The 25,010-nt window shown below is 34.6% G+C and carries 24 protein-coding genes; 16 read left to right on the top strand and 8 right to left on the bottom strand.

Annotated elements, in window-relative coordinates; genetic code table 11:
• Positions 1 to 18: 18 nt before the first annotated feature.
• The 3 genes from AC3IS6_RS14485 (at position 19) to rlmH (ending at position 2,471) form a co-directional block, all read left to right on the top strand.
• Positions 19 to 1,434 carry an amidohydrolase family protein gene (locus AC3IS6_RS14485; protein WP_489160342.1) on the top strand — a complete coding sequence of 472 codons (1,416 nt, stop codon included), beginning with the start codon at positions 19 to 21 and terminating at the stop codon, positions 1,432 to 1,434.
• A gap of 176 nt (positions 1,435 to 1,610) precedes the next feature.
• Positions 1,611 to 1,913, top strand: coding sequence for an antibiotic biosynthesis monooxygenase family protein (locus AC3IS6_RS14480; RefSeq protein WP_489160341.1), 303 nt, complete (start codon positions 1,611 to 1,613; stop codon positions 1,911 to 1,913).
• A gap of 84 nt (positions 1,914 to 1,997) precedes the next feature.
• Complete coding sequence (gene rlmH, locus AC3IS6_RS14475) at positions 1,998 to 2,471, top strand: 23S rRNA (pseudouridine(1915)-N(3))-methyltransferase RlmH (protein WP_026982293.1); 474 nt, start codon at positions 1,998 to 2,000, stop codon at positions 2,469 to 2,471.
• A 116-nt stretch (positions 2,472 to 2,587) separates the two neighbouring features.
• Here the strand turns inward: rlmH and AC3IS6_RS14470 are convergent, their stop codons facing one another.
• From AC3IS6_RS14470 to folP, 3 genes are read right to left on the bottom strand one after another with little or no spacing between them, the layout of a single operon-like run.
• Entirely contained in the window at positions 2,588 to 3,235 is a 648-nt protein-coding gene (locus AC3IS6_RS14470; protein WP_489160339.1) for a hypothetical protein, read from the bottom strand.
• 38 nt (positions 3,236 to 3,273) lie between these two features.
• On the bottom strand, positions 3,274 to 3,891 hold the full coding sequence (locus tag AC3IS6_RS14465; RefSeq protein ID WP_489160337.1) for a hypothetical protein: 618 nt from the start codon (positions 3,889 to 3,891) through the stop codon (positions 3,274 to 3,276).
• Positions 3,884 to 4,738, bottom strand: coding sequence for a dihydropteroate synthase (gene folP, locus AC3IS6_RS14460; RefSeq protein ID WP_489160336.1), 855 nt, complete (start codon positions 4,736 to 4,738; stop codon positions 3,884 to 3,886). The genes AC3IS6_RS14465 and folP overlap by 8 nt, the downstream gene beginning before the upstream one ends.
• A gap of 147 nt (positions 4,739 to 4,885) precedes the next feature.
• On the opposite strand from folP, the gene AC3IS6_RS14455 reads away from it, so the two are divergent.
• From AC3IS6_RS14455 to tpiA, 4 genes are all read left to right on the top strand, one after another.
• A complete protein-coding gene (locus tag AC3IS6_RS14455) occupies positions 4,886 to 5,428 on the top strand; it encodes a DUF1599 domain-containing protein (RefSeq protein WP_489160334.1) in 543 nt (180 codons plus the stop codon).
• Between the two features lie 72 nt (positions 5,429 to 5,500).
• Positions 5,501 to 6,601, top strand: a complete 1,101-nt coding sequence (locus AC3IS6_RS14450) for a BT_3928 family protein (RefSeq protein ID WP_489160332.1) — start codon at positions 5,501 to 5,503, stop codon at positions 6,599 to 6,601.
• A gap of 428 nt (positions 6,602 to 7,029) precedes the next feature.
• Entirely contained in the window at positions 7,030 to 7,524 is a 495-nt protein-coding gene (locus tag AC3IS6_RS14445; RefSeq protein WP_489160330.1) for a TlpA family protein disulfide reductase, read from the top strand.
• Between the two features lie 72 nt (positions 7,525 to 7,596).
• Positions 7,597 to 8,349 carry a triose-phosphate isomerase gene (gene tpiA / locus AC3IS6_RS14440; protein WP_173966858.1) on the top strand — a complete coding sequence of 251 codons (753 nt, stop codon included), beginning with the start codon at positions 7,597 to 7,599 and terminating at the stop codon, positions 8,347 to 8,349.
• A gap of 100 nt (positions 8,350 to 8,449) precedes the next feature.
• Here tpiA and AC3IS6_RS14435 read toward each other — a convergent pair whose 3' ends face one another.
• Entirely contained in the window at positions 8,450 to 10,792 is a 2,343-nt protein-coding gene (locus AC3IS6_RS14435; RefSeq protein WP_489160328.1) for a hypothetical protein, read from the bottom strand.
• The gene (locus AC3IS6_RS14430) at positions 10,752 to 11,888 is read right to left on the bottom strand and encodes a hypothetical protein (RefSeq protein ID WP_489160326.1); all 1,137 of its coding nucleotides are present in this window, start codon (positions 11,886 to 11,888) and stop codon (positions 10,752 to 10,754) included. The genes AC3IS6_RS14435 and AC3IS6_RS14430 overlap by 41 nt, the downstream gene beginning before the upstream one ends.
• Before the next feature lie 113 nt (positions 11,889 to 12,001).
• Here AC3IS6_RS14430 and prmA point away from each other — a divergent pair, with 113 nt between their 5' ends.
• The 9 genes from prmA (at position 12,002) to AC3IS6_RS14385 (ending at position 20,317) form a co-directional block, all read left to right on the top strand.
• Positions 12,002 to 12,835: a 50S ribosomal protein L11 methyltransferase gene (gene prmA / locus AC3IS6_RS14425; protein WP_264523610.1), complete on the top strand. Its 834-nt coding sequence runs from the start codon at positions 12,002 to 12,004 to the stop codon at positions 12,833 to 12,835.
• A 122-nt stretch (positions 12,836 to 12,957) separates the two neighbouring features.
• Positions 12,958 to 13,233 carry an ATP-dependent Clp protease adaptor ClpS gene (locus tag AC3IS6_RS14420; protein WP_095381901.1) on the top strand — a complete coding sequence of 92 codons (276 nt, stop codon included), beginning with the start codon at positions 12,958 to 12,960 and terminating at the stop codon, positions 13,231 to 13,233.
• Positions 13,234 to 13,297: 64 nt separating this feature from the next.
• The gene (locus AC3IS6_RS14415; protein WP_489160323.1) at positions 13,298 to 14,569 is read left to right on the top strand and encodes a sterol desaturase family protein; all 1,272 of its coding nucleotides are present in this window, start codon (positions 13,298 to 13,300) and stop codon (positions 14,567 to 14,569) included.
• Between the two features lie 7 nt (positions 14,570 to 14,576).
• Entirely contained in the window at positions 14,577 to 15,254 is a 678-nt protein-coding gene (locus AC3IS6_RS14410) for a lysoplasmalogenase (protein ID WP_489160322.1), read from the top strand.
• A gap of 100 nt (positions 15,255 to 15,354) precedes the next feature.
• Positions 15,355 to 15,807, top strand: coding sequence for a 2-dehydro-3-deoxyphosphooctonate aldolase (locus tag AC3IS6_RS14405; RefSeq protein WP_489160320.1), 453 nt, complete (start codon positions 15,355 to 15,357; stop codon positions 15,805 to 15,807).
• Positions 15,808 to 16,378: 571 nt separating this feature from the next.
• The gene (gene kdsA, locus AC3IS6_RS14400) at positions 16,379 to 17,197 is read left to right on the top strand and encodes a 3-deoxy-8-phosphooctulonate synthase (protein ID WP_173966851.1); all 819 of its coding nucleotides are present in this window, start codon (positions 16,379 to 16,381) and stop codon (positions 17,195 to 17,197) included.
• 18 nt (positions 17,198 to 17,215) lie between these two features.
• Complete coding sequence (locus AC3IS6_RS14395) at positions 17,216 to 18,118, top strand: hypothetical protein (RefSeq protein ID WP_489160317.1); 903 nt, start codon at positions 17,216 to 17,218, stop codon at positions 18,116 to 18,118.
• 223 nt (positions 18,119 to 18,341) lie between these two features.
• Positions 18,342 to 19,025 (top strand): YiiX family permuted papain-like enzyme, encoded by a 684-nt coding sequence (locus AC3IS6_RS14390; protein ID WP_489160316.1) that lies wholly within the window; start codon positions 18,342 to 18,344, stop codon positions 19,023 to 19,025.
• Positions 19,026 to 19,222: 197 nt separating this feature from the next.
• Entirely contained in the window at positions 19,223 to 20,317 is a 1,095-nt protein-coding gene (locus tag AC3IS6_RS14385) for a PAS domain-containing sensor histidine kinase (RefSeq protein ID WP_489160314.1), read from the top strand.
• 104 nt (positions 20,318 to 20,421) lie between these two features.
• On the opposite strand, the gene AC3IS6_RS14380 is transcribed toward AC3IS6_RS14385, so the two are convergent.
• The 3 genes from AC3IS6_RS14380 to AC3IS6_RS14370 all read right to left on the bottom strand — a co-directional run bounded on the left by AC3IS6_RS14380 (position 20,422) and on the right by AC3IS6_RS14370 (position 24,962).
• Entirely contained in the window at positions 20,422 to 21,810 is a 1,389-nt protein-coding gene (locus tag AC3IS6_RS14380; protein ID WP_489160312.1) for a M20/M25/M40 family metallo-hydrolase, read from the bottom strand.
• Between the two features lie 285 nt (positions 21,811 to 22,095).
• Entirely contained in the window at positions 22,096 to 24,018 is a 1,923-nt protein-coding gene (locus AC3IS6_RS14375; protein ID WP_489160311.1) for a discoidin domain-containing protein, read from the bottom strand.
• Between the two features lie 158 nt (positions 24,019 to 24,176).
• Positions 24,177 to 24,962, bottom strand: a complete 786-nt coding sequence (locus AC3IS6_RS14370; protein ID WP_489160309.1) for a glycerophosphodiester phosphodiesterase family protein — start codon at positions 24,960 to 24,962, stop codon at positions 24,177 to 24,179.
• Positions 24,963 to 25,010 lie beyond the last annotated feature (48 nt).

The raw sequence follows: 25,010 nt of genomic DNA, 5'->3' as shown, positions 1-25,010 counted from the left end.
GTAATTTAAACTTAGAGTATGACAAGGATAATTACACTTTTCTGTATTTTTATAGCACAAATCGGCTTTTCTCAAACAGCTGACAGTTATTTAGAAAAAATTAGAAACAACGAAGCTCTCTCAACAGCTTTCTTTCAACAAATGCCAAAAGGCGGTGATTTACACCATCATTTTTCCGGATCAATTTATGCAGAACCTCTTTTAGAAAGAGCGATTGCAGAAGACTTTTATCTGAATTTAGAAACTATGGAAGTCTCTAAGACAAAACCCGAAAAAGGAAATTGGCAGACCTTCTCTTCTCTAAAAAGTGAGGGCAAACTAGATTATTACCAACAACAGGTTATGCAAACCTGGTCTGCAAAAGATTATAATGGCTCTGTACCTTCTGATGATTTGTTTTTTGATTCTTTTCAAAAATTCGAACCTACTATTAAAGGCCATTTTGCCGAAGGAATGCTGGAATTAAAAAAACGTGCGCTTTCTGAAAATGTAAGTTATATTGAAACACAATTATCTACGATTCCGTGTAATATGAATGTTTCTGACCTAGCTGATTTTAATACAAAATTACGTCAGGCAGCAGCTCAAAAGGACGAAAAAGCGACACTTAAACTTTTAGACGAGTTGTACAAATCACTTCAACTGAAAGATGCTAAGAAGTATTCTGTAGATTTCAATACTAATTTTATCGCTAAACTGCACAAAGACTTAAAAATTGACGATGAGCGTTTTACTATGCGCTATCAGAATTTTGTGCTGCGTTTTATGGATCCTGTCGATTTATTTAAAAATTTAAGTATCGCCTTTATCTCTGCCAACGACAGCAAACTCGTTGCGGGAGTGAACATTGTTTCACCGGAACATGGCGAAAACTCGATGAAAGATTATTGGTTACACATGATGATGTTTAAATACTGCCATTCTAAGTTTCCTGATGTAAAATACACGCTTCATGCGGGTGAATTGACTTTAGGATTGGTTCAGCCAGAAGATTTAACCTGGCATATTAATGATGCCATCTATATCGCGGGTGCTAATAGAATTGGGCATGGTGTTGATATCGCTTATGAAGCAAATTCTTATGATTTATTGCGCTATATGGCTCAAAAAAATATTCCAATTGAAATCAACCTAACCAGTAATGAATTCATTTTGAAGGTAAAAGAAAACCGCCACCCATTTACTCTTTATAAAGAATTTAATGTCCCAATCGTAATCAGTACGGATGATGCGGGAATTCTAAGAACAAATATGACGGAGCAATATGTTTTATTAGCCAAAAGATACAAGGATGTTTCGTATGCTACTATAAAACAATATGTTTACAATAGTATCAATTACAGTTTTATTCAGGATTCAGCAGTTAAAAAACAATTATTGAAAGATCTGGATGCAAGGTTTAAAACTTTTGAAGATAAATTTTCTAAAAACTAGACTTTTTATTGTACGCAGATTTTAAACCGCTTAAAGCGGATTGACACCATTTTTTTTTTGCCAAAAATTCAAAACAAATCTGCCTGATCAGCTAACCCGAGCGATAGCGAACAGACGAAGCAATCTGCGAGAGTGTCATTTTTTCCACAAATTCAGCAGATAAAATTATTATAAGTATGATTCTGGAAGCCGCTTTTCTTTATGTAAAACCAAATCTGGCAACTCAATTTGAAGCCGATTTTGCAAAAGCAAGTCGATATATTTCGTCAATTGAAGGTTATCTGGGACATCGCCTGGAGAAATGTATTGAAGTTGAAAACAAATATCTTTTACTGGTCGACTGGAATACACTCGAAGACCATACCGTTGGTTTTAGAACTTCTGAGGCATACTTAGAATGGAAAAAGATACTTCATCATTATTATGAACCATTTCCTGTGGTAGAACATTTTGAAACGGTTTTTGAGAATAAAAAATAAGCTCACAGAATAAACGGTTTATACAGGTTTTTTTATTTTAAAATTTGGGTTAATTCGTGCGATTCGTGGAAAAAACAAACATCAATGAACATCAAACTTATCGCCATAGGCAAAACAGATAACAAATCGCTTCAAACTTTGATAGATGATTATACCAAACGTTTGTCGTTTTATATCAAATTTGATCTGGAGATTATTCCGGATATAAAAAATGTCAAGAATTTATCTGAGAGCCAACAAAAAGAAAAAGAAGGCGAATTGATTCTATCCAAGCTTTCACCAACAGATCAGCTTATTTTACTGGATGAAAACGGTAAAAATTTCTCTAGCGTTGGTTTTTCTGAAGAGTTGCAAAAGAAAATGAATTCCGGAATCAAAACTTTAGTTTTCGTAATTGGCGGCCCTTATGGGTTTTCGGATACCGTTTACAGCAAAGCGCAAGGGAAAATCTCGCTTTCGCTAATGACGTTTTCCCACCAAATGGTACGCTTATTTTTTATAGAACAATTGTATAGAGGATTTACTATTTTAAGAAATGAACCTTATCATCATCAATAATTGTTGATTGTTAATGGTTAATTGTTAATGGTTAATTGTTGATGGTTTGTTTGTTAATTGCTACACTTTTACTTTTTACAGCCTATTGCTTAATGCTTATAGCTTAAAGCTTAAAGCTAGAACACAAACTCCTCTTCCTGATTTATAAAAACAAAGGGGATCTTTTTATCGGCTATGGTTTTTACCAGAATTTTACATTGAACATATTCTCCAAAAGTCATGTTTTTATCATACGAGAATTTGATTTCAGCCTTTGGATTGATTACTAAACTATCCAAAAATGGTTTTAGATTATTCTTCGGAAAATCATATGTTTTTCTTCCACTGTATTTTATCATTCCATTCTTTTTGAAATACAACTGGCTTCTGTTGTTAGCAATTTCCATTTTGTAATACACTTTCGTGAAAGGCAAAAAAGCAAGATTCTTTCCGATTGAATCAGCGTAAGAATAATAATTTTCAGCATTTTCGTTTTTATGGGCGCTGTCGGCTCGCTTTTTCTCTTGTAATTTCATTACTTCCGGAATTACCAGTTTTAAAGGCAGACGCTTGTCAATATTGAAAATCCAATTGGTCGAAATGATACTATTTTTTCGGTTTACATCGATAATGGTATCTTTTCCCTGAGTTTTAAAGAAAATGTAAACGGGTGAAAGATCTTGTACGTCTTTCACAATCGTAACATTGGATTTTGGAAGCAAAACGTCTTCTTTTTTACCACAGGAGAAAAGTAGGAAGGCAATAATCAGCGTAAAGTATTTCATGTTTTTATATTACTTTAAATTAACCAATTTATAAATTGTTATTTTCTTTTAAAATCAGGTATGCAAAAACTCCCAATCGCTCCAGAACTAAATGCAAATACAATATTATCTTTATAAAACATTTTAGAACAATCATCCGAATTCTCCTTTTGTTCCTGTTTGCTTAGATTAGTATCAAAGATCAAATAACTTAAAACTCCCATTCCTCTAAAACCGTATTCTAGTTCAGTAGGATTTCCATTTGTTATTCCAATGCAATTTACATTCTCTAGTTTATCGTAAAGTTCAATAAAGGTTGCATTACTCCATTTAAGTTTCTTTTTAACTTCTTCTAATGATTTTGTTTTTCCATCATAATACGAAGACTTTTTAGATGCAACATAATCTTCAAAATCAACATTCCATTCCTGAAATAATAATTCTGTTTTACCTGGAATATTTGTTGGTTCGTAAACAAATAAATCAATTTCATCTGAATCGTTATATCTTATTCTAACGATATAGTTTTTTGGAACTATCTTATTAAAATATTCTTTCAACTCTTTAATTTCATTGATCTTTTCGCTATAATTCCTTTTTAGATCGGATGAATCTTTATTAGCACAGCTTGCTGCACAAATTCCAATAAAAACTAAATACAATAAATTCTTAATCATTCTTTTTCTCCACTAGAGTATTGTTCACACTCATTCTATTAAACAACGTCACACATTCCATCGCTTCTTTCACATCATGAACGCGAAGTATTTTTGCGCCTTTCGTTAAAGCAATGCTATTCAAAAAGGTTGTTCCGTTTAAAGCTTCGGACGCGGTGTTATTTAATGTTTTATAAATCATCGATTTTCTCGAAACACCCACCAAAACAGGCAATTCCAATAGATTAAAAAGCTCCGCTTTTTGCAAAACTTCAAAATTTTGCTCGGTTGTTTTTGCAAATCCGAAACCCGGATCTAAGATTAAATCATTGATTCCAATGTTTCTAGCTTTTTTAACTTTTTCTGAGAAGTAAAAAAGCATTTCTTTTACAATATCGTCATACTGCGTAAGACTTTGCATCGTTTGCGGATTTCCGCGCATGTGCATCATGATATAAGGTACATTGTAATGTGCAATCACCTCAAACATTTTATCGTCCAATTCGCCAGCTGCAATGTCGTTTATAATGGCTGCACCGCTTTCGATACTCGCTTTGGCAACGGCAGCTCTAAAAGTATCAATTGACAATAAGGTTTCCGGAAAATGTTTTAGAATCAATTCGATCGCCGGAACAATACGGTCAATCTCTTCCTGTTCAGTCACAAACTCAGCACTTGGTTTACTCGAATAGGCACCAATATCAATAAATGCAGCGCCTTCAGAAAGCATTTTACCAACCTGTTCGATTATTTCATCTTCATTTTTATATTTTCCTCCGTCGAAAAAAGAATTGGGTGTCACATTCAAAATCCCCATTACTTTAGGAATCGACAAATCGATAAGCTGGCCTTTACAATTAATTGTCATTTGTTTTATTTTTTTGTTTTAGGTTTCAGATTATTGGCATTAACACTTTGTTTAGAAAAAACTTGAAACAAAGAAAACCTGAAACTTGAAACTCTTAAAAAATTATCCTTATTTTTGAAGAAATTTTTAGCAAATATACAGCAATAAATGAAGAATACTTCCCTTGAATTTGATAATGTAATTACGGTTTGCCGTACTTTGTTTATTAACAAAATGAAAGATTATGGCAGTGCATGGCGTATTTTAAGATTGCCATCGTTAACCGATCAGATATTCATAAAAGCACAAAGAATTAGAAGCTTACAGGAAAATGAAGTCCGTAGAGTTGATGAAGACGAAAAAGGAGAATTTATCGGAATTATCAATTATTCGATCATGGCTTTGATTCAGTTAGAACTTGGAGTTGTAGATCAACCGGATTTAGATGTTGAAAAAGCAACTGAATTGTATGATGCTAAAATTAAACTGACTAAGGAGTTAATGGAAGCCAAAAACCATGATTACGGTGAAGCCTGGCGTGACATGCGCGTAAGTTCTCTGACGGATCTGATTCTACAAAAAATCCTTCGCGTAAAACAAATCGAAGACAACAAAGGCAAAACATTAGTTTCTGAAGGCATTGATGCCAATTATCAGGATATGATTAATTATTCGGTATTTGCCCTCATCCTGAATCCTATAAAAAAATAGAAATTTCAAATTTCAAATTCCAAATTCCGGGTTTCCGGCAAGAAATTGGAATTTTAACTTAACTATTTCCCCATGAAAAACATCATTACTCAATTTTCCAGATTATTTGTCGGAGTATTATTTATTATTTCCGGATTAATCAAACTAAACGATCCCGTTGGATTCTCTTACAAATTAGCCGAATATTTTAGCGAGCCGGTTTTCAATATGCCTTTTTTAGAGCCATTGGCATTAGGATTAGCGATCTTTTTAGTGATTCTTGAAGTGGTTTTAGGTGTCATGTTATTGGTAGGATACAAATCAAAGCTCACGATCTGGGCTTTATTGTTATTAATCGTTTTCTTCACGTTCCTTACCTTCTACTCTGCTTATTTTGATGTTGTTAAAGACTGTGGATGTTTCGGAGATGCTTTACACTTAACACCTTGGCAATCTTTCACAAAAGATATTGTTTTACTTTTCTTTATTCTGATATTGTTCATCAATAAAAAATTGGTAAAACCTTTATTTTCAAAATTTATTACCAATATTCTAACCTTGATAAGCATTATTTTATGTGTCATCATGGCTGTTTGGGTGATCAACCACAATCCAATCAAAGATTTCCGTCCGTACAAAGTAGGAAGTAATATCGAGAAGGGAATGGAAATTCCTGAAGGAGCTCCAAAATCGGTTGTTGAGATGATTTTTATCTACAAAGTAAACGGTGTTGACAAAGAATTTTCAGAAAAAGACCTGATGAACATTCCGGAAGGCGCTACGTTTGTAGACCGAAAGGACAAAGTCATTACGGAAGGTTATGTACCGCCGATTCATGATTTTACGATGACTAAAGATGATTCTGATTACAAAGAAGAATTGCTTAAAGAACCTAAATTATTGGTATTTGTGACCTATGATTTAACACTTTCTAATCCTGAAGGAATGAAAAAACTGGAAGGTATAAACAAAGAAGCTAAAACAAAAGGCTATAAAGTAATTGCAATGACGGCTTCTGGGCCTGATGAAATTGCAAAAGCCAAAAAACAATACGGTTTAGATGTTGATTTCTATTTCTGTGATGCAACTACTCTAAAAACAATCGAAAGAGCCAATCCAAGTATTGTAGTACTGCAAAAAGGAACTGTAGTTCAAAAAGTACATTATAACGACACTGCCGATTTGAAGTTATAAAACCCAATTCAGCCACAAAGATTACTTAAATTCATACAAAGTCCGCAAAGTCATATCGCTTTGCGGACTTTGCATTTTTATGTCTTTTGAGTGCTTTTCCAAATGGCACAAAAGGTCCTGAAAATTTGCTTTTTTTACTTCTAAATCAGATTTTAAAGAAGACTCTATTTTGAGCAAATCTGACGTTTTTTTACCGTCAAAAATACGCTCTTTCGAAAAAAAGTTTTTCTTTTTTAGTTTCCTTAAAGATTTATCCCCGAAAATCCACTTCAATTTGAAGTCTGTTGCCCCAACTATTACGATTTCACTCCTCTTTTTTTAACCGAAACTGACTCATTTGTGATAAAATAAACGACTCTTCAATTTTTGTTAATCTCCATTTGGCTTTCGAATTGTTTGTTTAACTTTGTTCAAAATCATTTACCACTATGAAACAAATAACGCTAATCCTTATTGCATTTATTACTTTTTCATGCTCACAAGCGCAGAAAACGAGTTTTTCTAAAGAAGCTTTGTCTGAAAAATTATTAGCAACTGATGGAAGTCAGGTTGCTTTCAAAAACATTTTAAAAAAATACAAAGGCAAAACTTTGGTCATTGAAGTTTGGGCTTCCTGGTGTGGCGACTGTGTAAAAGCGATGCCTCATTTAAAAGAGCTACAAGCCAACAATCCTGAAGTTTCGTACTTATTCCTTTCAGCAGATAAAACTGCAGACAAATGGAAAGCAGGAATCGAAAAACACGAGTTAAAAGGCGATCATTTTATGATGAACGACGGTATGAAAGGTGTCTTCGGAAAAGCAATTGACTTAGACTGGATTCCAAGATACATCATTGTAGACAAAAAAGGAAAAATTGTGCTGTACCGAGCCATTGAAAAAGATTTTGATAAAATCAATGAAACTTTAAAAGGTTTACAATAAAACCTCAACATCAATTGCACTTGCAATGATACATTTCAAAAAAATAAAAGCAAAAAAATAAAAACTACCAAAATGAGAAAAAAGATTGTTGCAGGAAACTGGAAAATGCATAAAAACGCCCCACAAACTGAGGAACTATTAACAGAACTAATTGCTAAAATACCTGCAAAAACTACTGCTCAAGTAATTGTAGCACCAACTTTTGTAAACTTGCAAGCTGCAGTTGCTAAATTAAAAAACACAACTATTGGTGTTGCTGCGCAAAACGTTCACCAGGCTGAAGGTGGTGCATTTACAGGAGAAATTTCTGCTGACATGTTAACAAGTGTAGGGGTTAATACGGTAATTCTTGGTCACTCTGAACGTAGAGCAATTTTTCACGAAACAGATGCCTTAATTGCTAATAAAGTAGACACTGCCCTGAAACATGACATGACTGTAATTTTCTGTTTTGGAGAGGAATTAAAAGATCGTCAATCAGACAATCACTTTAATATTGTTGAAAATCAATTGCGTGACGGATTGTTCCACATTGCAAAAGAATCATGGTCTAAAATTGTTTTGGCTTATGAGCCAGTTTGGGCGATTGGAACAGGAGAAACTGCTTCACCGGAACAAGCACAGGAAATGCACGAATTTATCAGAGAGGTGGTTCGCAAAGCATTTGGAGCTGATATAGCTGACGAAGTTTCTATTCTTTACGGAGGTTCTGTTAAACCGGAAAACGCTAAAGAAATCTTCTCTAAACCAGACGTAGACGGAGGTTTAATTGGAGGAGCTGCTTTAAAAGCGGATGACTTTTTAGCTATTGTTACTGCTATTTAGATAATGAAACAATTAGGTAATTAGACACTCTAATTACTTAGTACCTTATAAAAAAAAAGCGTTCATAAGAACGCTTTTTTTTTATCAACTGTTTCCTAATTTACTTAAGATATGCTTTTAAGAGCGGGCAATTGTACTTCTGAAAAGCGGTTGTTTTTCGATACACCGAATAAAAATTAAACAGCTCCTGCCCTGCTTTAAACGGGTTCTTCTCTTCTTCTTCCGCCGAAACTAAATTGGCATAATGATCGTAATAATTACATTCAAAAATCATTAAACTGGCTAAAGCTTTTTCGTTATTGTTTTTAGACATCTTCAAAGCTTTTTCATAGTACATTTTGGCCATCTTTAAATTATAATAATTACCTTTCTGATATTTCTTTTCATTTTCTGAATTGTCCCCATACACATAATCCACATAGGATGCTCCCGATGTCCAGTCGTAAGCAGTCATCATCCAGGAATTCCCCAAATACGAAACATTAAAATAGGCATGTGCCAGTTTCAGATTGCTTGCTGCCGTATTTTGTTTTTTTAACTGAATCAGCTGCGCTATAAAATCGGTCTTATTAAAACGATAATTAAACTTACGTTCTTCTGCCGTTTGCAGGATTTTAGGCAGAAATGGGTTTTCATTCAAATAATCTTTATACGCGTAGTTTTTCTCCCAAAAATCTTGTGGCATACTCGCAAAAGTTTTATAAGCCAGTTCTAAATCATTATTTCGGAATGCAATAGTTCCTTTCAGGTCTCTATAATAATTGACATTTGGTGCCATGGTCCCTAAACAAATATAGGTTTCAAAAGGTGTTTTATCTTTTTTCTCCTGTAGCGCTATCAAACGGTCTACATCAGCTGTAGTAGCATTATTCCTGTCAAAATGACCAATATAATTGTAAAAATAAGGTGTCCAGCCGTATGCGGAATATTCTCCTTCGTTTTTAATATCCGACTTCATAGCTAACAAACCCGCCGTGACACGATCGCCTTGTTTGGCAAAATCGGCACTGGCAATTCGGTACAAACTATATAAATTCTTAAACACCCCATGGTCCTTTTCTATCAGATTTTCTGCGGAATCAAAGTATTGGAAAAGCTGGTTTTGAACTTTTTCGTTCTTCAAATCATCTTGCTTTAAAGAAACCAACGCCAATTGTATATTCTTCTGCATTTGTATCGAAGGATTGGCTTTATCAGAAATCATATTGGTGTATTTTTTTCCCGAATCAATATCGTCATCAATAAAACAAAGTTGGGCAATTGCCGCCGTGATATAGTCTTTTTGCTCTCCCGAGGTCTGTTCCCGGATAGAAATTAGAAAATACTGTAACTCTCTCAAGTACAAAATGTCTTTATTAAAATTTTCATCTTTTGCTTTCGCGTAATTTTCGTACCAGCTGGTAGTATCAAAAACAACCGAAGGGGTTCCGTCATTGGTATACATAGGGGTAAAAATCCAGTCTTCGAGTTTGTTAACTTCTCTTCCAATCAAAAAACTCAAGTACAAGCTATTCGGGCTCCCTTTATACACTTCCTGAATCGTTTTCAAATCCGGTGCGGGATTGCGTAAACTTTCAATAGCCAAAATCACACTTCGCTCCTCGTCATTTTGAGCCAATGCCAAAGTCTCTGTGGTCAATTTCCAGTTATAATGCTGTACAACAGCAAACGATTTTTCTTCGCAGGAAGCAAAGACTTTACTCAACAAATAATTCTGCAAAGGCAAATTTTCAATACATAAAGCCTTATAATACAAAGCCCAGGGCTCTAGAATAGTGTTTTTATAATCTGTGAAATAAGTATCATACAAACGAATTACCTCTTCCTTATCAGAAGCATAAAAACTATACCTCAACATTAAAAAGGCATAACGTTGCTTTAAAAAGGAGTCTCTTGCAGTCCTGATTTTCTTTTCAAAATCTCCAACCTCAGCTAGTTTATGATCTTTACTATCATAGCTCACGGTGTCCCAGGATTCCCATTTTACATCGGTATTGCTGTTGTACTCCAGTTTTTTAGCAAACAAAATATAGTGTAAGAGTGCTTTATTTCTAGATAATACCAGCGCTTCAATAAAACTATTCTTTTCAAAAACCTTTTTTAGTGACCTGGTTTCATAAGCCGTTTCAAATGTCTCGGCATCTGTTTCGTACAAAATAACGTGTACGTCTTTTGGATTGACCTGGCTGCCCAGTTTTTTTGTCCATTCTATACAGTTCAACTCCTGATCAACCCCTGAAACGGTATTGGTTGCATAATAATTATCTGCCGAATAATAAAAGGGTGTCAGCTTAAAGAAACCTTCCCGTTGTGCTTTGAACAAAACTAACCTGCTGGTTTCCGGCGAAACACTCCATCCACAGGCCAAAGAGACCTGAACACTTAAAACAAAAAGTAAACTGCTAAAAACGCGCATAGTAACCGGATATATTTTGGGTTCCATAATCATTGATGTATTTTTTATCAAAAGAGAAAAACGTCACTTTGGTCTGATTGTCAATTGGAATTTTGCTCTTTACAATCGAGATCATTTTATCAAGTTCGTCTTCCGAAATTTTCTCGATCCTGATTTCATCACCATTTCTCAAATAAGTTTGTCCTACCAAAATATCGTCCTGCAGCATATATTTAGAATCTGATATTTTCTTTAATTTAACGCTATCATTCTGAAGCCGACCGTAATCTGATAAAATTCCCTTAAACTGATTTCCTCTAAAAACAACTCCCCAACTGTACAATGGCAAAGCAATATCAAGCTTTAATTTGTACTTATCGTGCGTTATATATTGTGCTAATTCTTCGCTGGTACCTATGGAATTTCTGGTAGCAAATTCTTCCGGCTTTGTTATATTGTAACACATTAACAAGCCTTTATCTACTGGCGGAACTCCCGCTTTTGAAGCATATTTATACTGCCAAAGTCTTATGGTAGCCGAAACTGAAGTAGCGGGATATTTCTTCTTGATTTGCTTTAATAAGTAAAAATAATTGTCTTTTGATTTTTCCGACCAGTCACAATCAATCAGGATTTCTTTAAAATCCACTTTCAATTTTGACATTTCAATTGATTTTACCGAATCATAATTCAACTGTTTGCGATGCTCCTGCTTGTAATAATCCTTTGGATAAACAATCGCACTGGCATTTTTCTCGGCCTTTGTCTCGTTCATTTTTGTTCCAACCTGTTCAATGCGCTTTGCAATTCTTGCCGCCAGACTGTCCAGTTGTTTTTTGTCGGATTGCAGAACTACTTCATTGGTAATAAAAATACTTGGTGTAATTTCAGGATTACTTTCATTTAATCTGATATCCAGTATTGTTGCAACCGGCAAAGGTTCTTTGGCATAAGGATTCCAATCAACATCAAAAAAACGAACGTATAAATGTTTTACCTTCAAATCCCTGATTAAAGAATCTTCTGTCTTTTCGAAATTTAAATCTGTTTTCCAATAACAAAACGATCGCACAACTTCATGTTCCTTTTCACAAGTTGCTCCATTAAGTACCACAAAGAGCAAAATAAAAATGATATTCTTCATATTTTAAAAATCCTTACAAATTCCAATCAAAATTAACATTAATTAAGGTAAGGATATAGATTATTTATGAACAACTTCTGCTTTGGATTCTTACCTTTGCAAAAAAATTATTTATGTCGAATATATATTTAGGGTACCATTTTACGGTTGAACCAAAAGAACCAGGTTCAGAAATTTTAATTGCTGAATTAGGCGAAAAAGCGTTTGAGACTTTTACAGAAACTGAAAACGGAATTTCGGCTTTTGTAAAAAAAGATTTATGGGACGAGAATATTCTGGACGACATTTATATTTTACAATCGGAAGAGTTTAAGATCGAATATACGATTGAAGAAATCGATCAGGTGAACTGGAATGAAGAATGGGAAAAGAATTTTGAAGCCATTGATGTAGATGGAAAATGCCATGTTCGTGCTCCTTTTCACGAGAAAACAGACGCCGAATTTGATATTGTAATCGAGCCAAAAATGAGTTTTGGAACAGGACATCATGAAACCACACACATGATGATCCAACATTTACTGGAAATTAATGTTGAAGGTTTGAAAACGTTGGATATGGGTTGCGGAACTGCAATCTTAGCAATTCTGGCCGAAATGAAAGGTGCTCAGCCAATCGACGCGATTGATATCGACAACTGGTGTTACCTTAATTCAATCGAAAATGCCGAACGCAATAATTGCAAACACATCTCCGTTTATGAAGGCGACGCTGCTTTATTGGCCGGAAAAAAATACGATTTAATCATTGCCAACATTAACCGAAATATCTTGCTGAACGATATGCAAAGTTATGTTGACTGTTTAAATCCAAATGGAATACTGCTTTTAAGCGGTTTTTATGAAGAAGACATTCCCTTTATCGATGCTTCCTGCACCGAAAAAGGTTTAACTTATGTTAAAAAGTTTCAAAGAAATAACTGGGTTTCATTAAAATACGTAAATTAGATAGTTAATTATCTGTTTATTAAACAGTTCACAGGTTTTATTTTATTTTTTAAATTTTGATTAATCTGTGTACTATGTGCCAAAAAAATTAGTAATTCACAACAGTACAAAAACGTAAAAAAATGAGTACTAAAGAAAAAGTAAGAGAAAGAGTTCGCGAAAAGGAAGCGACGGGTTTCAATAACGAAATCATTGTTTACAACGACGATGTAAACACTTTTGATCATGTAATTGACACCTTAATGCGTGTTTGCAGCCATACGCCGGAGCAAGCAGAACAATGTTCCCTGATTGTACATTACAACGGGAAATGCACTGTAAAAACAGGACCTATGGACAAGTTAAAACCGCAATGTACACAACTTTTGGAAGCCGGATTAAGCGCCGAAATTGTTTAATTACAAATAATTTAAAAAAGATTCTATTTTATTCTATATTTGAATAAAATAGAATCTTTTTTTTATGGAAGAATACGGAAAGATATTGATTATTGCAACGCCGATTTTTTTAGTATTAATTATAATCGAAAAACTATACGGCATTTATAAAAAGAACGACACTGCGCCTTTGATAGATAGCGTATCAAGTATCAGCTCCGGAATTACCAATTCGGTAAAAGATGTTTTGGGGCTGAGCCTGACTTTTATTTCTTACGAATGGATGGTTTCTAAGATTGCCCTTTACCATTTAGAAGCCAACATTTTCTCCTATTGTATTGCCTTTATTGTAATCGACTTTTACGGTTACTGGAGCCATCGATGGGCTCATCAGATTAATCTTTTCTGGAATAAACATGCCATTCACCATAGCAGTGAAGAGTTTAATCTGGCCTGTGCATTGCGTCAACCTATTGCAAGTCTTGTCAATCTCTTTACGTTTCTACTCATTCCGGCTGCATTATTGGGAGTTCCGGCCACTGTAATAGCCATTACCCTGCCACTTCATTTATTTTTACAATTCTGGTACCATACCAAACATATCAATAAAATGGGATTCCTGGAATACATTCTGGTTACTCCTTCGCATCATCGCGTACATCATGCTATAAATCCTGAATATTTAGACAAAAACCATTCTCAAATTTTTATTTTCTGGGACAAACTTTTTGGTACTTTTCAAGCCGAATTAGACGATGTACCACCTGTTTTTGGCATTACAAGACCGGCACAAACCTGGAATCCAATCCGTATTAATTTCCAGCATTTAACCTTACTGATTAAAGACGCCTGGCGCGCTGAAAACTGGAAGGACAAATTCACCATCTGGTTTAAACCAACCGGCTGGAGACCCGAAAATTTTGAAGAAAAATATCCTGTAACTAAAATCGAAAATGTTTTTACCTTTAATAAGTACGGTACTCAAAATTCTAAAAAACTAATTTATTGGTCCGTAACTCAAATGTTAATCACATTACTTTTTGTGACCTATTTGTTTGATAATATTGCCAAAATTGGATTGCCAAGCATCTTTATTTATGGCTTTTTTATCCTGATCACGATTTACAGTTATAGCGAATTAATGGACAAAAGCAAATATGCTGTTTTCTGGGAAGCTTTACGCTTTAGCATTGCGACAGGAATTATAATGTACTATGGTGACTGGTTCGGTTTAAATAATATTTTACCATATACCAATTATATTATTCTAATTTATTTAGCCTTATCCTTTTTAGCTACCATTTACTTTGTAAATATCGATTTTAAAAACTACCAAAATCAACCTGTTAATTCATAAACCGATTATGAGAAATACCTTTATTTTTAAAACTTATGTTGCTTTTAGTATTTTATATCTAATTGTTTTGTTTCTGGAGTATCAAAATTTAGACTTATATTTAAAACCTATTTTGGTACCATTGTTAGGTTTTGGAGTTTATTTTAATCGAAAATTCCCTTCCAGAAAAATCCTTTTGGCTGCATTATTATTCTCCTGGATGGGCGACGTTATTTTACTTTTTGCAGATATTGGTGAAATCTATTTTATTCTCGGCTTGCTTTTTTTCTTAATTGCACACCTGATGTATTGCGTACTGTTTAACAAGCAAATTAAGAGAGCTCTATACATTAACAAAGTTCTTTTTGGAATAGGAAGCCTCCTTATTGCTTTTTATTTAATTGGAATGATTATGTTCCTGATGCCAAACCTGGGGGAGCTAAGAATACCTGTAATCATCTACGCTGCGGTAATTTCCACCATGCTTTTATTTGCTTTTAATGGAGGGCTTAGCTGGAAAAAACCAGGAAGTTTCTATGTTTTGGCAGGAGCCGTTTCATTTGTTCTTTCCGATAGTATATTGGCGTTTAATAAATTCCATTCTCCCATAGAAAAAAGTTCCTTTTTTATAATGCTTACCTATCTTGTGGCACAATATCTGATTGTAATTGGTGTATTAAAACTGAATGCGAAGGAAGAAGATTAACTTACAGCTGCAACAGATTTATACTTTTTTATAAATCTTTTAATCCTTATTAACTGTAGTAAAAAACGCTTTATCTTTGTAGGACCAACCTCAATAAACCATGAAAAAAACAGCCCTTTTTATCCTTTTACTCCTTACCACAGCTTCCTGTATAAGCACAAAATCGACTTTAAAAAATGTAGATGACAATGCTCCGGACCTTGTTTTAAAGAAAGACAATACTTTTGTTATAACACTTTTCAGCAGCGATAAAAAATACGGTTATGATCCTGATTATCCTATAAATATTTTTTTTCAGAACACCCGCAATGAGGCCTTAAACGAAACTCGTTTTCTGAATGCTCTGGCAGGACCAAATGGTGAAAAAATCACCTATACCCGCTTAGAAACCTGTTGTCCTTTTCCAACCAAAAGAAGTGACATGGGGGCTGGATTCTTAAATGTCTATGAATTGAAATGGGATGGGCAAAAGAAACCTATAAAACTTTATTTAAATGTTTATGAAAAAGGTATTTTAATGGTTCCGATGGGATTGCGTTTGAAGAGTAATTAAAATAATAAAATTACACGCAGAATCACAAAATGTTAGAAAATATACCTCTAATTTTAATTATCCTTCCCTTACTTTTTCAAATTATAGCTGGCAGAAAAGCAATTTGTGAAACTATATCTTTAAAATTCGGTACTGTGTGTTTCATTAGTCTCATTGCACAGATAATAGTACCGATTCTCTCGTTTTACATTGCCACATACAATACTAATAAATATACCGAACAAAATCCAAACTCACTTAAATGCGGAATGGAGTTTGTTGGTCTTTTTATGCTTGCCTTTCTTTTTTCTTTTATCATAATAGTGACTATAATTATACAGTACTGCATCAAATGATCTTACGAAAAATAATTTGCATACAAGTATGACAAATGTCATGTATTAGTCTTTGGCATTATCTTAATATTGCTCTGCATTAAAAAGGTATGATTCCAAATGAGCTCACTATTTAAATCAGTAATTCTGCTGAAGACTAAGTGCTGAAAGCAGGATTGGCTTCTTAAAAAAAACTTAAATCTTCATCTGCTATTCATAAATCATAACTACATTTGCACTGTCAAAAAAAACATACTATGAACATACAACATATTCCACAAATTAAGCATACAGAAAGCGGTAACTTCTTTTTATTAGCAGGGCCTTGCGCTATCGAAGGAGAAGAAATGGCGCTTAGAATTGCAGAAAAATTAGTTGGTATTACCGACAATCTTCAAATTCCTTTTGTATTTAAAGGATCTTTTAAAAAAGCCAACCGTTCCAGAATTGATAGTTTTTCGGGAATTGGTGACGAAAAAGCATTAAAAATATTACGAAAAGTTTCTGAAACTTTCCACGTTCCAACTGTAACAGACATTCATACCAATGAAGATGCTGCTATGGCGGCACAATACGTTGACGTTTTGCAAATTCCTGCATTCCTGGTTCGTCAGACTGACCTGGTTGTAGCTGCGGCAAATACCGGAAAAACGGTAAACCTGAAAAAAGGGCAATTTATGAGCCCTGAAAGCATGAAACATGCAGTACAAAAAGTATTAGACTGTAACAATGAAAACGTTATGGTTACAGATCGTGGTACTATGTTTGGTTATCAGGACATGATTGTTGATTATAGAGGAATCCCTACTATGCAGCAATACGCTACTACAGTTTTGGATGTGACACACTCGTTACAACAACCTAACCAAACTGCGGGAGTTACAGGAGGAAGGCCTGATATGATCGAAACTGTTGCCAAGGCAGGTATTGCTGTTGGTGTTGACGGTATTTTTATCGAAACTCATTTTGATCCTGCTAATGCAAAAAGTGATGGCGCTAATATGCTTCATTTAGACTATTTCGAAGGTTTAATGACCAAATTGGTAGCCATTAGAAAAACAGTTAATTCATTCTAATTACTTAATACCATTTCATTGAAAACAAATATTATAATTTTCTTTTTGTTGTGTTTCTCTGCGAGCACTTTTGCACAGGAAGAAATCGCAGTACAAAGATATACCGCCCACAATAAAGGAAAATTTTTCGTTTCCTGGGGAGGAAACAGAGACAGTTACACTAAATCTGATGTGAATTTCAGAGGGAAAGACTACAACTTTACAGTTGATAACATGAAAGCTCATGATAAACCAAAAGGATGGCATATTGATTATGTAAATCCGGTTAACATGACCATTCCTCAAACTAACTTTAGAATGGGATATTTCTTTAGCGACCACTACAGCGTTTCTGTTGGTTGGGATCACATGAAATATGTAATGAGCCAAAATCAAACCGCTAATGTTAATGGTAATATTAATTTACCTCTTGATCAGGCCGGATCTATTTACAACGGAGATTATAACAACAGACCGGTAGATATGTCTCAGGGTGGTGCTCAGGAAGGTGGTTTCGGAAAAGGTGAAGTTGGAAGTGGAACTGCTTTTTTAATGTACGAACATACAGACGGTTTGAACTATATTAATACTGAAGTTTCCAGACATGATGATATTTCTAAATTGTTTGGCATCACTAACACTGATAAAATTCAGGTAAATTTGACTGAAGGTTTAGGTGTAGGACTTTTATATCCTAAAACCAATACAACCCTTTTAGGAAAAGAACGTCATGATGATTTTCATATTTCAGGTTATGGCCTTTCTGCAAAAGCGGGAATTAACCTTACTTTCTTTAAGTATTTTTACATACAGGGTGAGCTAAAAGGTGGTTACATTAACATGCAGGATATTAGAACTACACAAAGCAGTGAAGACAAAGCATCACAGAACTTTTTATTTTTACAGCGAATTATTGCTGTTGGAGGAATTTTTAGAATCTAATATTTCTTAAAATTATATTTAAAAATAGTTATCATTTTGGTAGCTATTTTTTTTTGACCTTTATTTGTCGTGACAACTTGTGGAGGGAGTTTACGGTAATTGGTTTCAAGTTTCAGGTTTCAGGTTTCACATCTTACAGATCACATTTCACATCTAACATTTCACATCTAACATTTTACATCTAACATCTAACATTTTACATCTAACATTTCACATTAACAAAATGAAAAAATCAAAATATCTCTTTCTAGGAATTACGTTCTTACTTAGCTTTGGGTGTGCTTTGTTTGTCGCGCTGCAGGTTTTTCCCAACAATCCTTTTTCACACGTTAAAACGAAAGAAAAAACGACATTACAGGATAAAATTAAAGATGGCGACCTCATATTCCAAACCTCTCAGTCTCCTCAATGTGAAGCGGTACGAATTGCAACAAACTCTAAATTCTCTCATTGTGGCATTATTTACGATATCGACGGAAAATGGTTTGTTTTTGAAGCCGTTCAGCCTATAAAACTTACTCCTTTTGACGAATGGATTCAGCATGGAAAAGACGCTAAGTACCTTGTAAAACGATTGAAAAATGCAGATCAGGTTTTGACTCCTGTGATTCTTCAAAAAATGAAAGTGTACAGCCAGCAATTTGACGGAAAAGAATACGATGCCTATTTCGAGTGGACTGATACACGAATCTATTGCTCTGAACTGATCTGGAAAATTTATAAAAATGGGACAAGTCTTGAATTGTCAAAATTGAGACAGTTAAAAGATTTTAATCTAACCGATCCAAGAGTACAAAAAATACTAAAGGAAAGATACGGAAATAATGTTCCTCTCGACGAAAAAGTAGTTGCTCCCTCCGATTTGGTTGATTCTGACCTATTAAAAACGGTAATTGACACCTATTAAAATCCTTTTTTTGTTCACTTTGAAAAAGAAAACAGAACTATTTCGTTTCCAAAAACTTACACTTTTACAGACCTAATAACTTTTCAACGAATTAAAGTGTTTTTAAACGAATATTCATTAAAATTGTTAAAAACAAATCATAAATGTAAATTTTTAGTGTTATTTTAGTAAAACAAATTTCTAATTAGGTTTTAACTATGATTAATAGCGCACCTAAATTTTCCAGAAACAATCTGCATTTTTTTTCGCAGTTCGAAGATTTTTTTGACTCTTCACCAGATTTATTGTGTATTGCCGGTTTTGACGGTTATTTTAAAAGAATAAACCCAGCTGTGTCTAAGCTACTGGGGTATACTGAAGAAGAATTATTATCACACCCTATAAACGATTTTGTTTTTGAAGCCGATAAAATGACTACAGCAAATGCACGTAAAGACCTTACCCAGGATATTGGTTTGTATAATTTTGAAAATCGTTATGTAACCAAAAATGGTAATATTGTATGGCTCTTATGGAGTTCTTTTCCTGTTGCCAAAGACAGATTAGTATATGCCGTTGCTAAAAATATCACCTTTAAAAAAGAGCTCGAACAGGAAAGAAATCTTCACTTAGCAGAACTCACCAAACTAAGTAAAGAGCTCAAACAACTTACTTATACAACAGCTCACGATTTAAGATCTCCTGTAAATAATCTGTTGGCTGTTTTTGATCTTTTAGACACCTCTGCTATAACAGATCCTGAAACCCTCGAACTAATCTCTATTATTGAAACTTCTACACAAAGCTTAAAGAAAACCCTAATTGATCATGTCGCGCTTCTGGATAAAAAAAATGAGGAAGACGAGCAGTTAGAAATTTTGAATTTTGAAGTTGTTTTAAAAGAAGTTTTATCTTCAATCAATTCGCTCATTCTAAATTCAAAAACAGAGCTTATAATTGATTTTTCGGAGGCAGAGACGGTTCTCTTCAATAAAACGTCCCTAAAAAGTATATTTCTGAATCTGATTACCAATTCAATTAAATATTCCAAACCTGGTTTTTTACCGGTTATCCATTTTAATTCTTGCTGCGTTAACGGAACTACTCAATTGATTATTTCTGATAACGGAATTGGCTTTGATATGGAAAAAGTAAAAGACAAAATTTTTGGATTGCATCAAAAATTCAGCTCGAATAAGGATAGCAATGGAATTGGTCTCTATTTGGTTTACAATCACATAACAAATCTAGGTGGTCACATTTGTCTGGAAAGCAAACCTAATGAGGGAGCTAAATTTACGATTACGTTTTGAGAAATTCTTTCAAATTTCAAATTCCAAATAAAAAAATTCCAAATTCCAACGAGACTGATCTTATTGGAATTTGGAATTTGAGATTTGAAATTTATTTTACAAGTCTAGTTCGCCGCTGGAAGAACAATTCCGCCCTGATCCATTAAATACATCAAAGTTGTCATTGTTGCCGCTCCAAGCTCTAGTTCTCTTTTGTTAATTGCGTCAAATTTATCGTTTGCAGCATGATGATAATCAAAATAACGTTGTGAGTCCGGTTTTAAACCTGCTTTCACAATTGCTTTAGATGTTAAATGATTGATGTCTGACCCTGCGTGTCCAATCGTGAAGCTATGTACCAAATACGGCTCAAAAAGGTCCTTAAATCCTGCTATTTTCTTGAAATTTGCATCATCAGCTTCAATCGAAAATCCTCTTGGGCTAAATCCTCCTGAATCGCTTTCTAAAGCAAAAATATGGTTCTCATTCTTTTGTTTCGAAACTTCTTCATACTTAGCTCCTCCTTTTCCACCATTTTCCTCATTCATGAACAGCACTACGCGAATTGTGTTTTTAGGTTTATAGTTTAGGTTTTTTAAAATTCGAACCACTTCCATACTTTGTACTACTCCTGCTCCGTCGTCATGCGAACCATCCGCTAAATCCCAGGAATCCAAATGCCCGCCAACAACCATAATATTGCCCGGGTTTTCTGTTCCTGTGATTTCTCCAATTACGTTATAGGATAAAACGTCTGGCAATGTCTCGCAAGATTGTTTGAAATAAAACTTTAAAGACGGGTTCGCTTTCAAAGATTTGCTCAACAACTCTGCTCCGTTGGTACTAATTGCAGCGGTTGGAATATACTGGTCTTTTGATAAATCACCATAACTTTGAGCTCCTGTATGAGGAAAATCATCCAAACGTAAATTCATTGAACGCACAATTGTTCCAACAGCTCCAAGTTTTGCAGCTTCTTTTGCACCGGCATATCTTTGATCTACACAGGCTCCGTAAGATTTAAAAGTTTCGATATTTTCAGGATCCATTGGTCTGTTGTAAAACACAATCTTTCCTTTTACTTTATCGCCTAATTCCGCCAATTCTTTAATTCCTTTTACCTCGATTACCTCAGCCGTAAGGCCCGTTTTAGCAGTAGCAACTGATCCTCCTAAAGCACAAATTGGCACTACCGTTTTCGTTTTATTATCTAAAATATAAGCCGTTTCTTTTTCACCACGAACCCAATGCGGAACCATTACTTCCTGCAGGTAAACTTTATCAAGACCAAGAGTCTCTAGTTGTCTTTTGGTATACTGCACTGCTTTTTCAGCACTTGCAGAACCTGACAAACGACTTCCGATATCGTTGGACAAATATTCTAACCAAGTGTAACATTTAGACTCGGTCAGAGCTTTTTTATAAAATAATTTAATGTTTTTTTCCTCATTTGACTGTGCAAACGACGTCAATCCGTTTAAAACTAAAGCAGTTAAAAGAATCGTTTTTTTCATAGGTGGTATAGCATTTTTGGTTGTTAGACAAAGGAACAAAATTCTTTAGAACTGCCATCGTATTTATTTAACGATTTAAAAAAAAATAACCTCATTAGAGATAATTTAACAAAAAAAGAAATAACACACAGAAACATAGATTTTAGATATAAAAAAACTACAAAAAAATATTTCTTTCACACAAAAGAAGTATGACTATTTCAATGAAGTGGAACGTTTTTTTATAGATCCCGAACCTATGTCTATGTGTTAAAATGAATTACACCCAAGGTGTTAAAATTAGAATTATTTTACTTCCTGTAATTGATTTTTAGCACCAATTCCATTTTCATTAAAGGCTTCAATTGTAAAATAATAAGTCGTTCCTTTGTCCAACCCTCTAAAATCATAAGAGCTTTCGTCATAGACCATAATACTGTTATACAATTTGTCCGGTGAAATCCCGTAGTAGATATTATAACCAATAGCATTCTCTTGTTTTTTCCAGGAGATCATAGCGTTTCTGGAATCAGCTGGATTTCGGTCTACTTTAAAATCAATAACCGGCTGTGGCTTTTCTGCCAATCCGTTTCCAAAAACCCTGAAATCAGAAATAGCAAATAATCCGGAAGCATTATGAACGTTAACCATTTTAATGTAACGGGCCTTAATTGCTTTGCTCAGTTCTACATAATCATGCGGAACATCCTTCGCGTTTTTAGATTTATCGACTACCAATTTCCAGTTTACAGCATCATCAGACATAAAAATTTTATACTGATAATAAATGTCCATCGCTTTGTTGAATTGTGTTGCTTTATGATCTGCATAATTGATTTGTAGTGCATTAATTTGCATTTGTCTGCCTAAATCCAACTGCAACCACTCTCCCGCATTCGCTGTTTTTGCAGACCAGTAGGTTTGAATATTTTCATCGGTTAAATTCACAGATCCATAGCAAAACTTCTCGTATACTTTTTTTCCTCCATTATCCATTCTGTGGGTTTCAACTTCCATACATTCTTCTGAAGAAGAAACGGTCACCGGCTTTTTATACGAAAGCAACATCCAGCCGGAGAGAGCTCCTTTTTCCTGATTGCGTTTTTTGGTTGGAAGAACGATCGGGAAATCTCCGTAAGAGGTGATCGAATACATTACGTCATCTTTATCAAAACCCGCAGGAAACATGTCTATACGACGCTCAAAACGATCTTTGATAGAGATTTTACAAGTTCCTGTATTCCAATAATTACCGTAATTATCTGCAAAAGTATTTCCGTGTCCTGCACCAATCACAAAGCCTCCCGGTTTATAAGACATTGGGTTGTGCTTTTGATAGGTAAAAGGTCCCAGCGGACTGTTTCCAACATGAACGCCATTGGCATAACCTTTAAATTCAGTAGCGGGAGCTCCGTACTGCATGTAATATTTACTATTGTGTTTAGTCATCCAGGCTCCTTCTATAAAATTCCCCCAAGGTGCCGGTTCCATATCGTTATTAGGTCCAAAACGTTCCCAACCGTGATTGGCAGGATCTAAACCCACTACTTCTTTTATCTCGCCATAAGCACGCTGAATGTCTTCAACTTCGGTGGCTTTATAGAGTTTTTCATAGGCCGCCTGATCACCTTTTGGTAGCCAGGTATTGTAATCTACTTCTACGCCCACAAGAGGTAATTTTCCACTTGAACCATAGTACATGTATACTTTTTTATCATCATCCTGAAAAATAGCAGGATCCCAGGTTGGCAGCATGGCTTTGTCTACATGTCGCAACCACTGACCTGATTTTGGATCGGCAGTTTTCCAAATGGGATGATCTCTCTTCCAGGTCGATCCCACATAAAATAAGGTATCGTTTACTACCCATGCAGCTGGAGCACATTGGTCATCATCGGCAGGACGGCGCTGAAAACTACCGTACACAAACTTCCAATCTGACATATCTTTGCTCCAAAAATACCCCGCCTGATTGGTGGCAAACAAATAGTATTCGCCTTTGAATGTGATAATTACAGGATCGGCACTCGAACGTCGGGATTCCGGAATACCATTGTGATTTTCGGTGGTGTAATTGTATCCAATATTAATCGGATTACAGTAAGTTGAGGCTTTTTTATTAGGGTCAAACCATTCCGTCTTGCCCGGGATTTTAGTATTTTGTGCCAATGTTCCGTTGCTTAAACCAACAAGCATCAGCAGAACTGCTACTAAATATTTTTTTTTCATATTATGATTTTTATATAAAAGATTTTCTCTGTTACAGAAAATACAGTTTCAAAAGTTAACGTGTGAACACAAGTATAAAAAGTAACACGAATTGCACTAATTATCACTAATTTCTGCAAATTCACTAAATTTGTGTCCAGATGGTAGGTTTCATTAGTCTATTTTTTCTTTTCGATTCGCTGCTTTAACAATTCAGGTTCATTGGTAGTGATGTAATCAAAATTATTTTCAATAATCCAGTCCATTACCTGAGGGTCATTAACTGTCCAGACGTTTAGCGTGATCTTATTCTCTTTGGCTTCTTTTATCCATTCAGGATGTTTTTGAAAAACAGAATAATGGTAATCAATCCCCGAAATGTTATCTGATTGTACTTCTTTAGGCGTTTTATTTCCTTCCAGATATTGCAGCGAGGTAACCGGATCTACTTGTCGGATTTGTTTAAGAATTTCATAATCAAAACTGATGTAGGAGGTTATTTTCTGTGCCTTAAGCTTTTTGATTATTTCAACCGTCATCAACGCCGTCTTTTTTCCTCTTTCTTTACTTATTTCGGAAGGTTTTATTTCACAAACCAAAAGTGTGCGTTTATTATCTCTCCTACCTTCAGCAATATACTCGTACAAGGTTGGAAGTTTCTCCCCGTTTGAAAGTTTGAACTTTATCAAATCAGTATAATTCGTTTCCTCAATGAGCAATTTATTATAATGTGCATCGTGATTGATTACAAGCGAATCGTCTGCAGTTCTCCAGACGTCAAATTCTGAACCGGCAAGTTTTAAGTCGATTGCATGTCGCAGAGCTGCTATAGAATTTTCAGGAAGATTGTTTTTTTTCCATGCTCCGCGATGTGCCACTATTGCATTTTCCTTTACACAGCAGGACTGAAATATAATTGTTACTGTCAAAAAAAATGATACACGAAGTGCTCTAGTAGTATTCATTGATTTTAAATTTATTAAGTTTAAACAATTCCTTTTTACAAAAAAGCC

This window comes from Flavobacterium sp. KH_035 (genome assembly GCF_057839565.1).
Note: the sequence above shows the minus strand (reverse complement) of the source record. Positions and strands in the feature narration are given on the sequence as shown.

Coding starts and splice junctions, on each gene's coding strand:
- AC3IS6_RS14485 (WP_489160342.1), top strand. CDS start 19: ATGACAAGGATAATTACACTTTTCTGTATTTTTATAGCACAAATCGGC.
- AC3IS6_RS14480 (WP_489160341.1), top strand. CDS start 1,611: ATGATTCTGGAAGCCGCTTTTCTTTATGTAAAACCAAATCTGGCAACT.
- rlmH (WP_026982293.1), top strand. CDS start 1,998: ATGAACATCAAACTTATCGCCATAGGCAAAACAGATAACAAATCGCTT.
- AC3IS6_RS14470 (WP_489160339.1), bottom strand. CDS start 3,235: ATGAAATACTTTACGCTGATTATTGCCTTCCTACTTTTCTCCTGTGGT.
- AC3IS6_RS14465 (WP_489160337.1), bottom strand. CDS start 3,891: ATGATTAAGAATTTATTGTATTTAGTTTTTATTGGAATTTGTGCAGCA.
- folP (WP_489160336.1), bottom strand. CDS start 4,738: ATGACAATTAATTGTAAAGGCCAGCTTATCGATTTGTCGATTCCTAAA.
- AC3IS6_RS14455 (WP_489160334.1), top strand. CDS start 4,886: ATGAAGAATACTTCCCTTGAATTTGATAATGTAATTACGGTTTGCCGT.
- AC3IS6_RS14450 (WP_489160332.1), top strand. CDS start 5,501: ATGAAAAACATCATTACTCAATTTTCCAGATTATTTGTCGGAGTATTA.
- AC3IS6_RS14445 (WP_489160330.1), top strand. CDS start 7,030: ATGAAACAAATAACGCTAATCCTTATTGCATTTATTACTTTTTCATGC.
- tpiA (WP_173966858.1), top strand. CDS start 7,597: ATGAGAAAAAAGATTGTTGCAGGAAACTGGAAAATGCATAAAAACGCC.
- AC3IS6_RS14435 (WP_489160328.1), bottom strand. CDS start 10,792: ATGGAACCCAAAATATATCCGGTTACTATGCGCGTTTTTAGCAGTTTA.
- AC3IS6_RS14430 (WP_489160326.1), bottom strand. CDS start 11,888: ATGAAGAATATCATTTTTATTTTGCTCTTTGTGGTACTTAATGGAGCA.
- prmA (WP_264523610.1), top strand. CDS start 12,002: ATGTCGAATATATATTTAGGGTACCATTTTACGGTTGAACCAAAAGAA.
- AC3IS6_RS14420 (WP_095381901.1), top strand. CDS start 12,958: ATGAGTACTAAAGAAAAAGTAAGAGAAAGAGTTCGCGAAAAGGAAGCG.
- AC3IS6_RS14415 (WP_489160323.1), top strand. CDS start 13,298: ATGGAAGAATACGGAAAGATATTGATTATTGCAACGCCGATTTTTTTA.
- AC3IS6_RS14410 (WP_489160322.1), top strand. CDS start 14,577: ATGAGAAATACCTTTATTTTTAAAACTTATGTTGCTTTTAGTATTTTA.
- AC3IS6_RS14405 (WP_489160320.1), top strand. CDS start 15,355: ATGAAAAAAACAGCCCTTTTTATCCTTTTACTCCTTACCACAGCTTCC.
- kdsA (WP_173966851.1), top strand. CDS start 16,379: ATGAACATACAACATATTCCACAAATTAAGCATACAGAAAGCGGTAAC.
- AC3IS6_RS14390 (WP_489160316.1), top strand. CDS start 18,342: ATGAAAAAATCAAAATATCTCTTTCTAGGAATTACGTTCTTACTTAGC.
- AC3IS6_RS14385 (WP_489160314.1), top strand. CDS start 19,223: ATGATTAATAGCGCACCTAAATTTTCCAGAAACAATCTGCATTTTTTT.
- AC3IS6_RS14380 (WP_489160312.1), bottom strand. CDS start 21,810: ATGAAAAAAACGATTCTTTTAACTGCTTTAGTTTTAAACGGATTGACG.
- AC3IS6_RS14375 (WP_489160311.1), bottom strand. CDS start 24,018: ATGAAAAAAAAATATTTAGTAGCAGTTCTGCTGATGCTTGTTGGTTTA.
- AC3IS6_RS14370 (WP_489160309.1), bottom strand. CDS start 24,962: ATGAATACTACTAGAGCACTTCGTGTATCATTTTTTTTGACAGTAACA.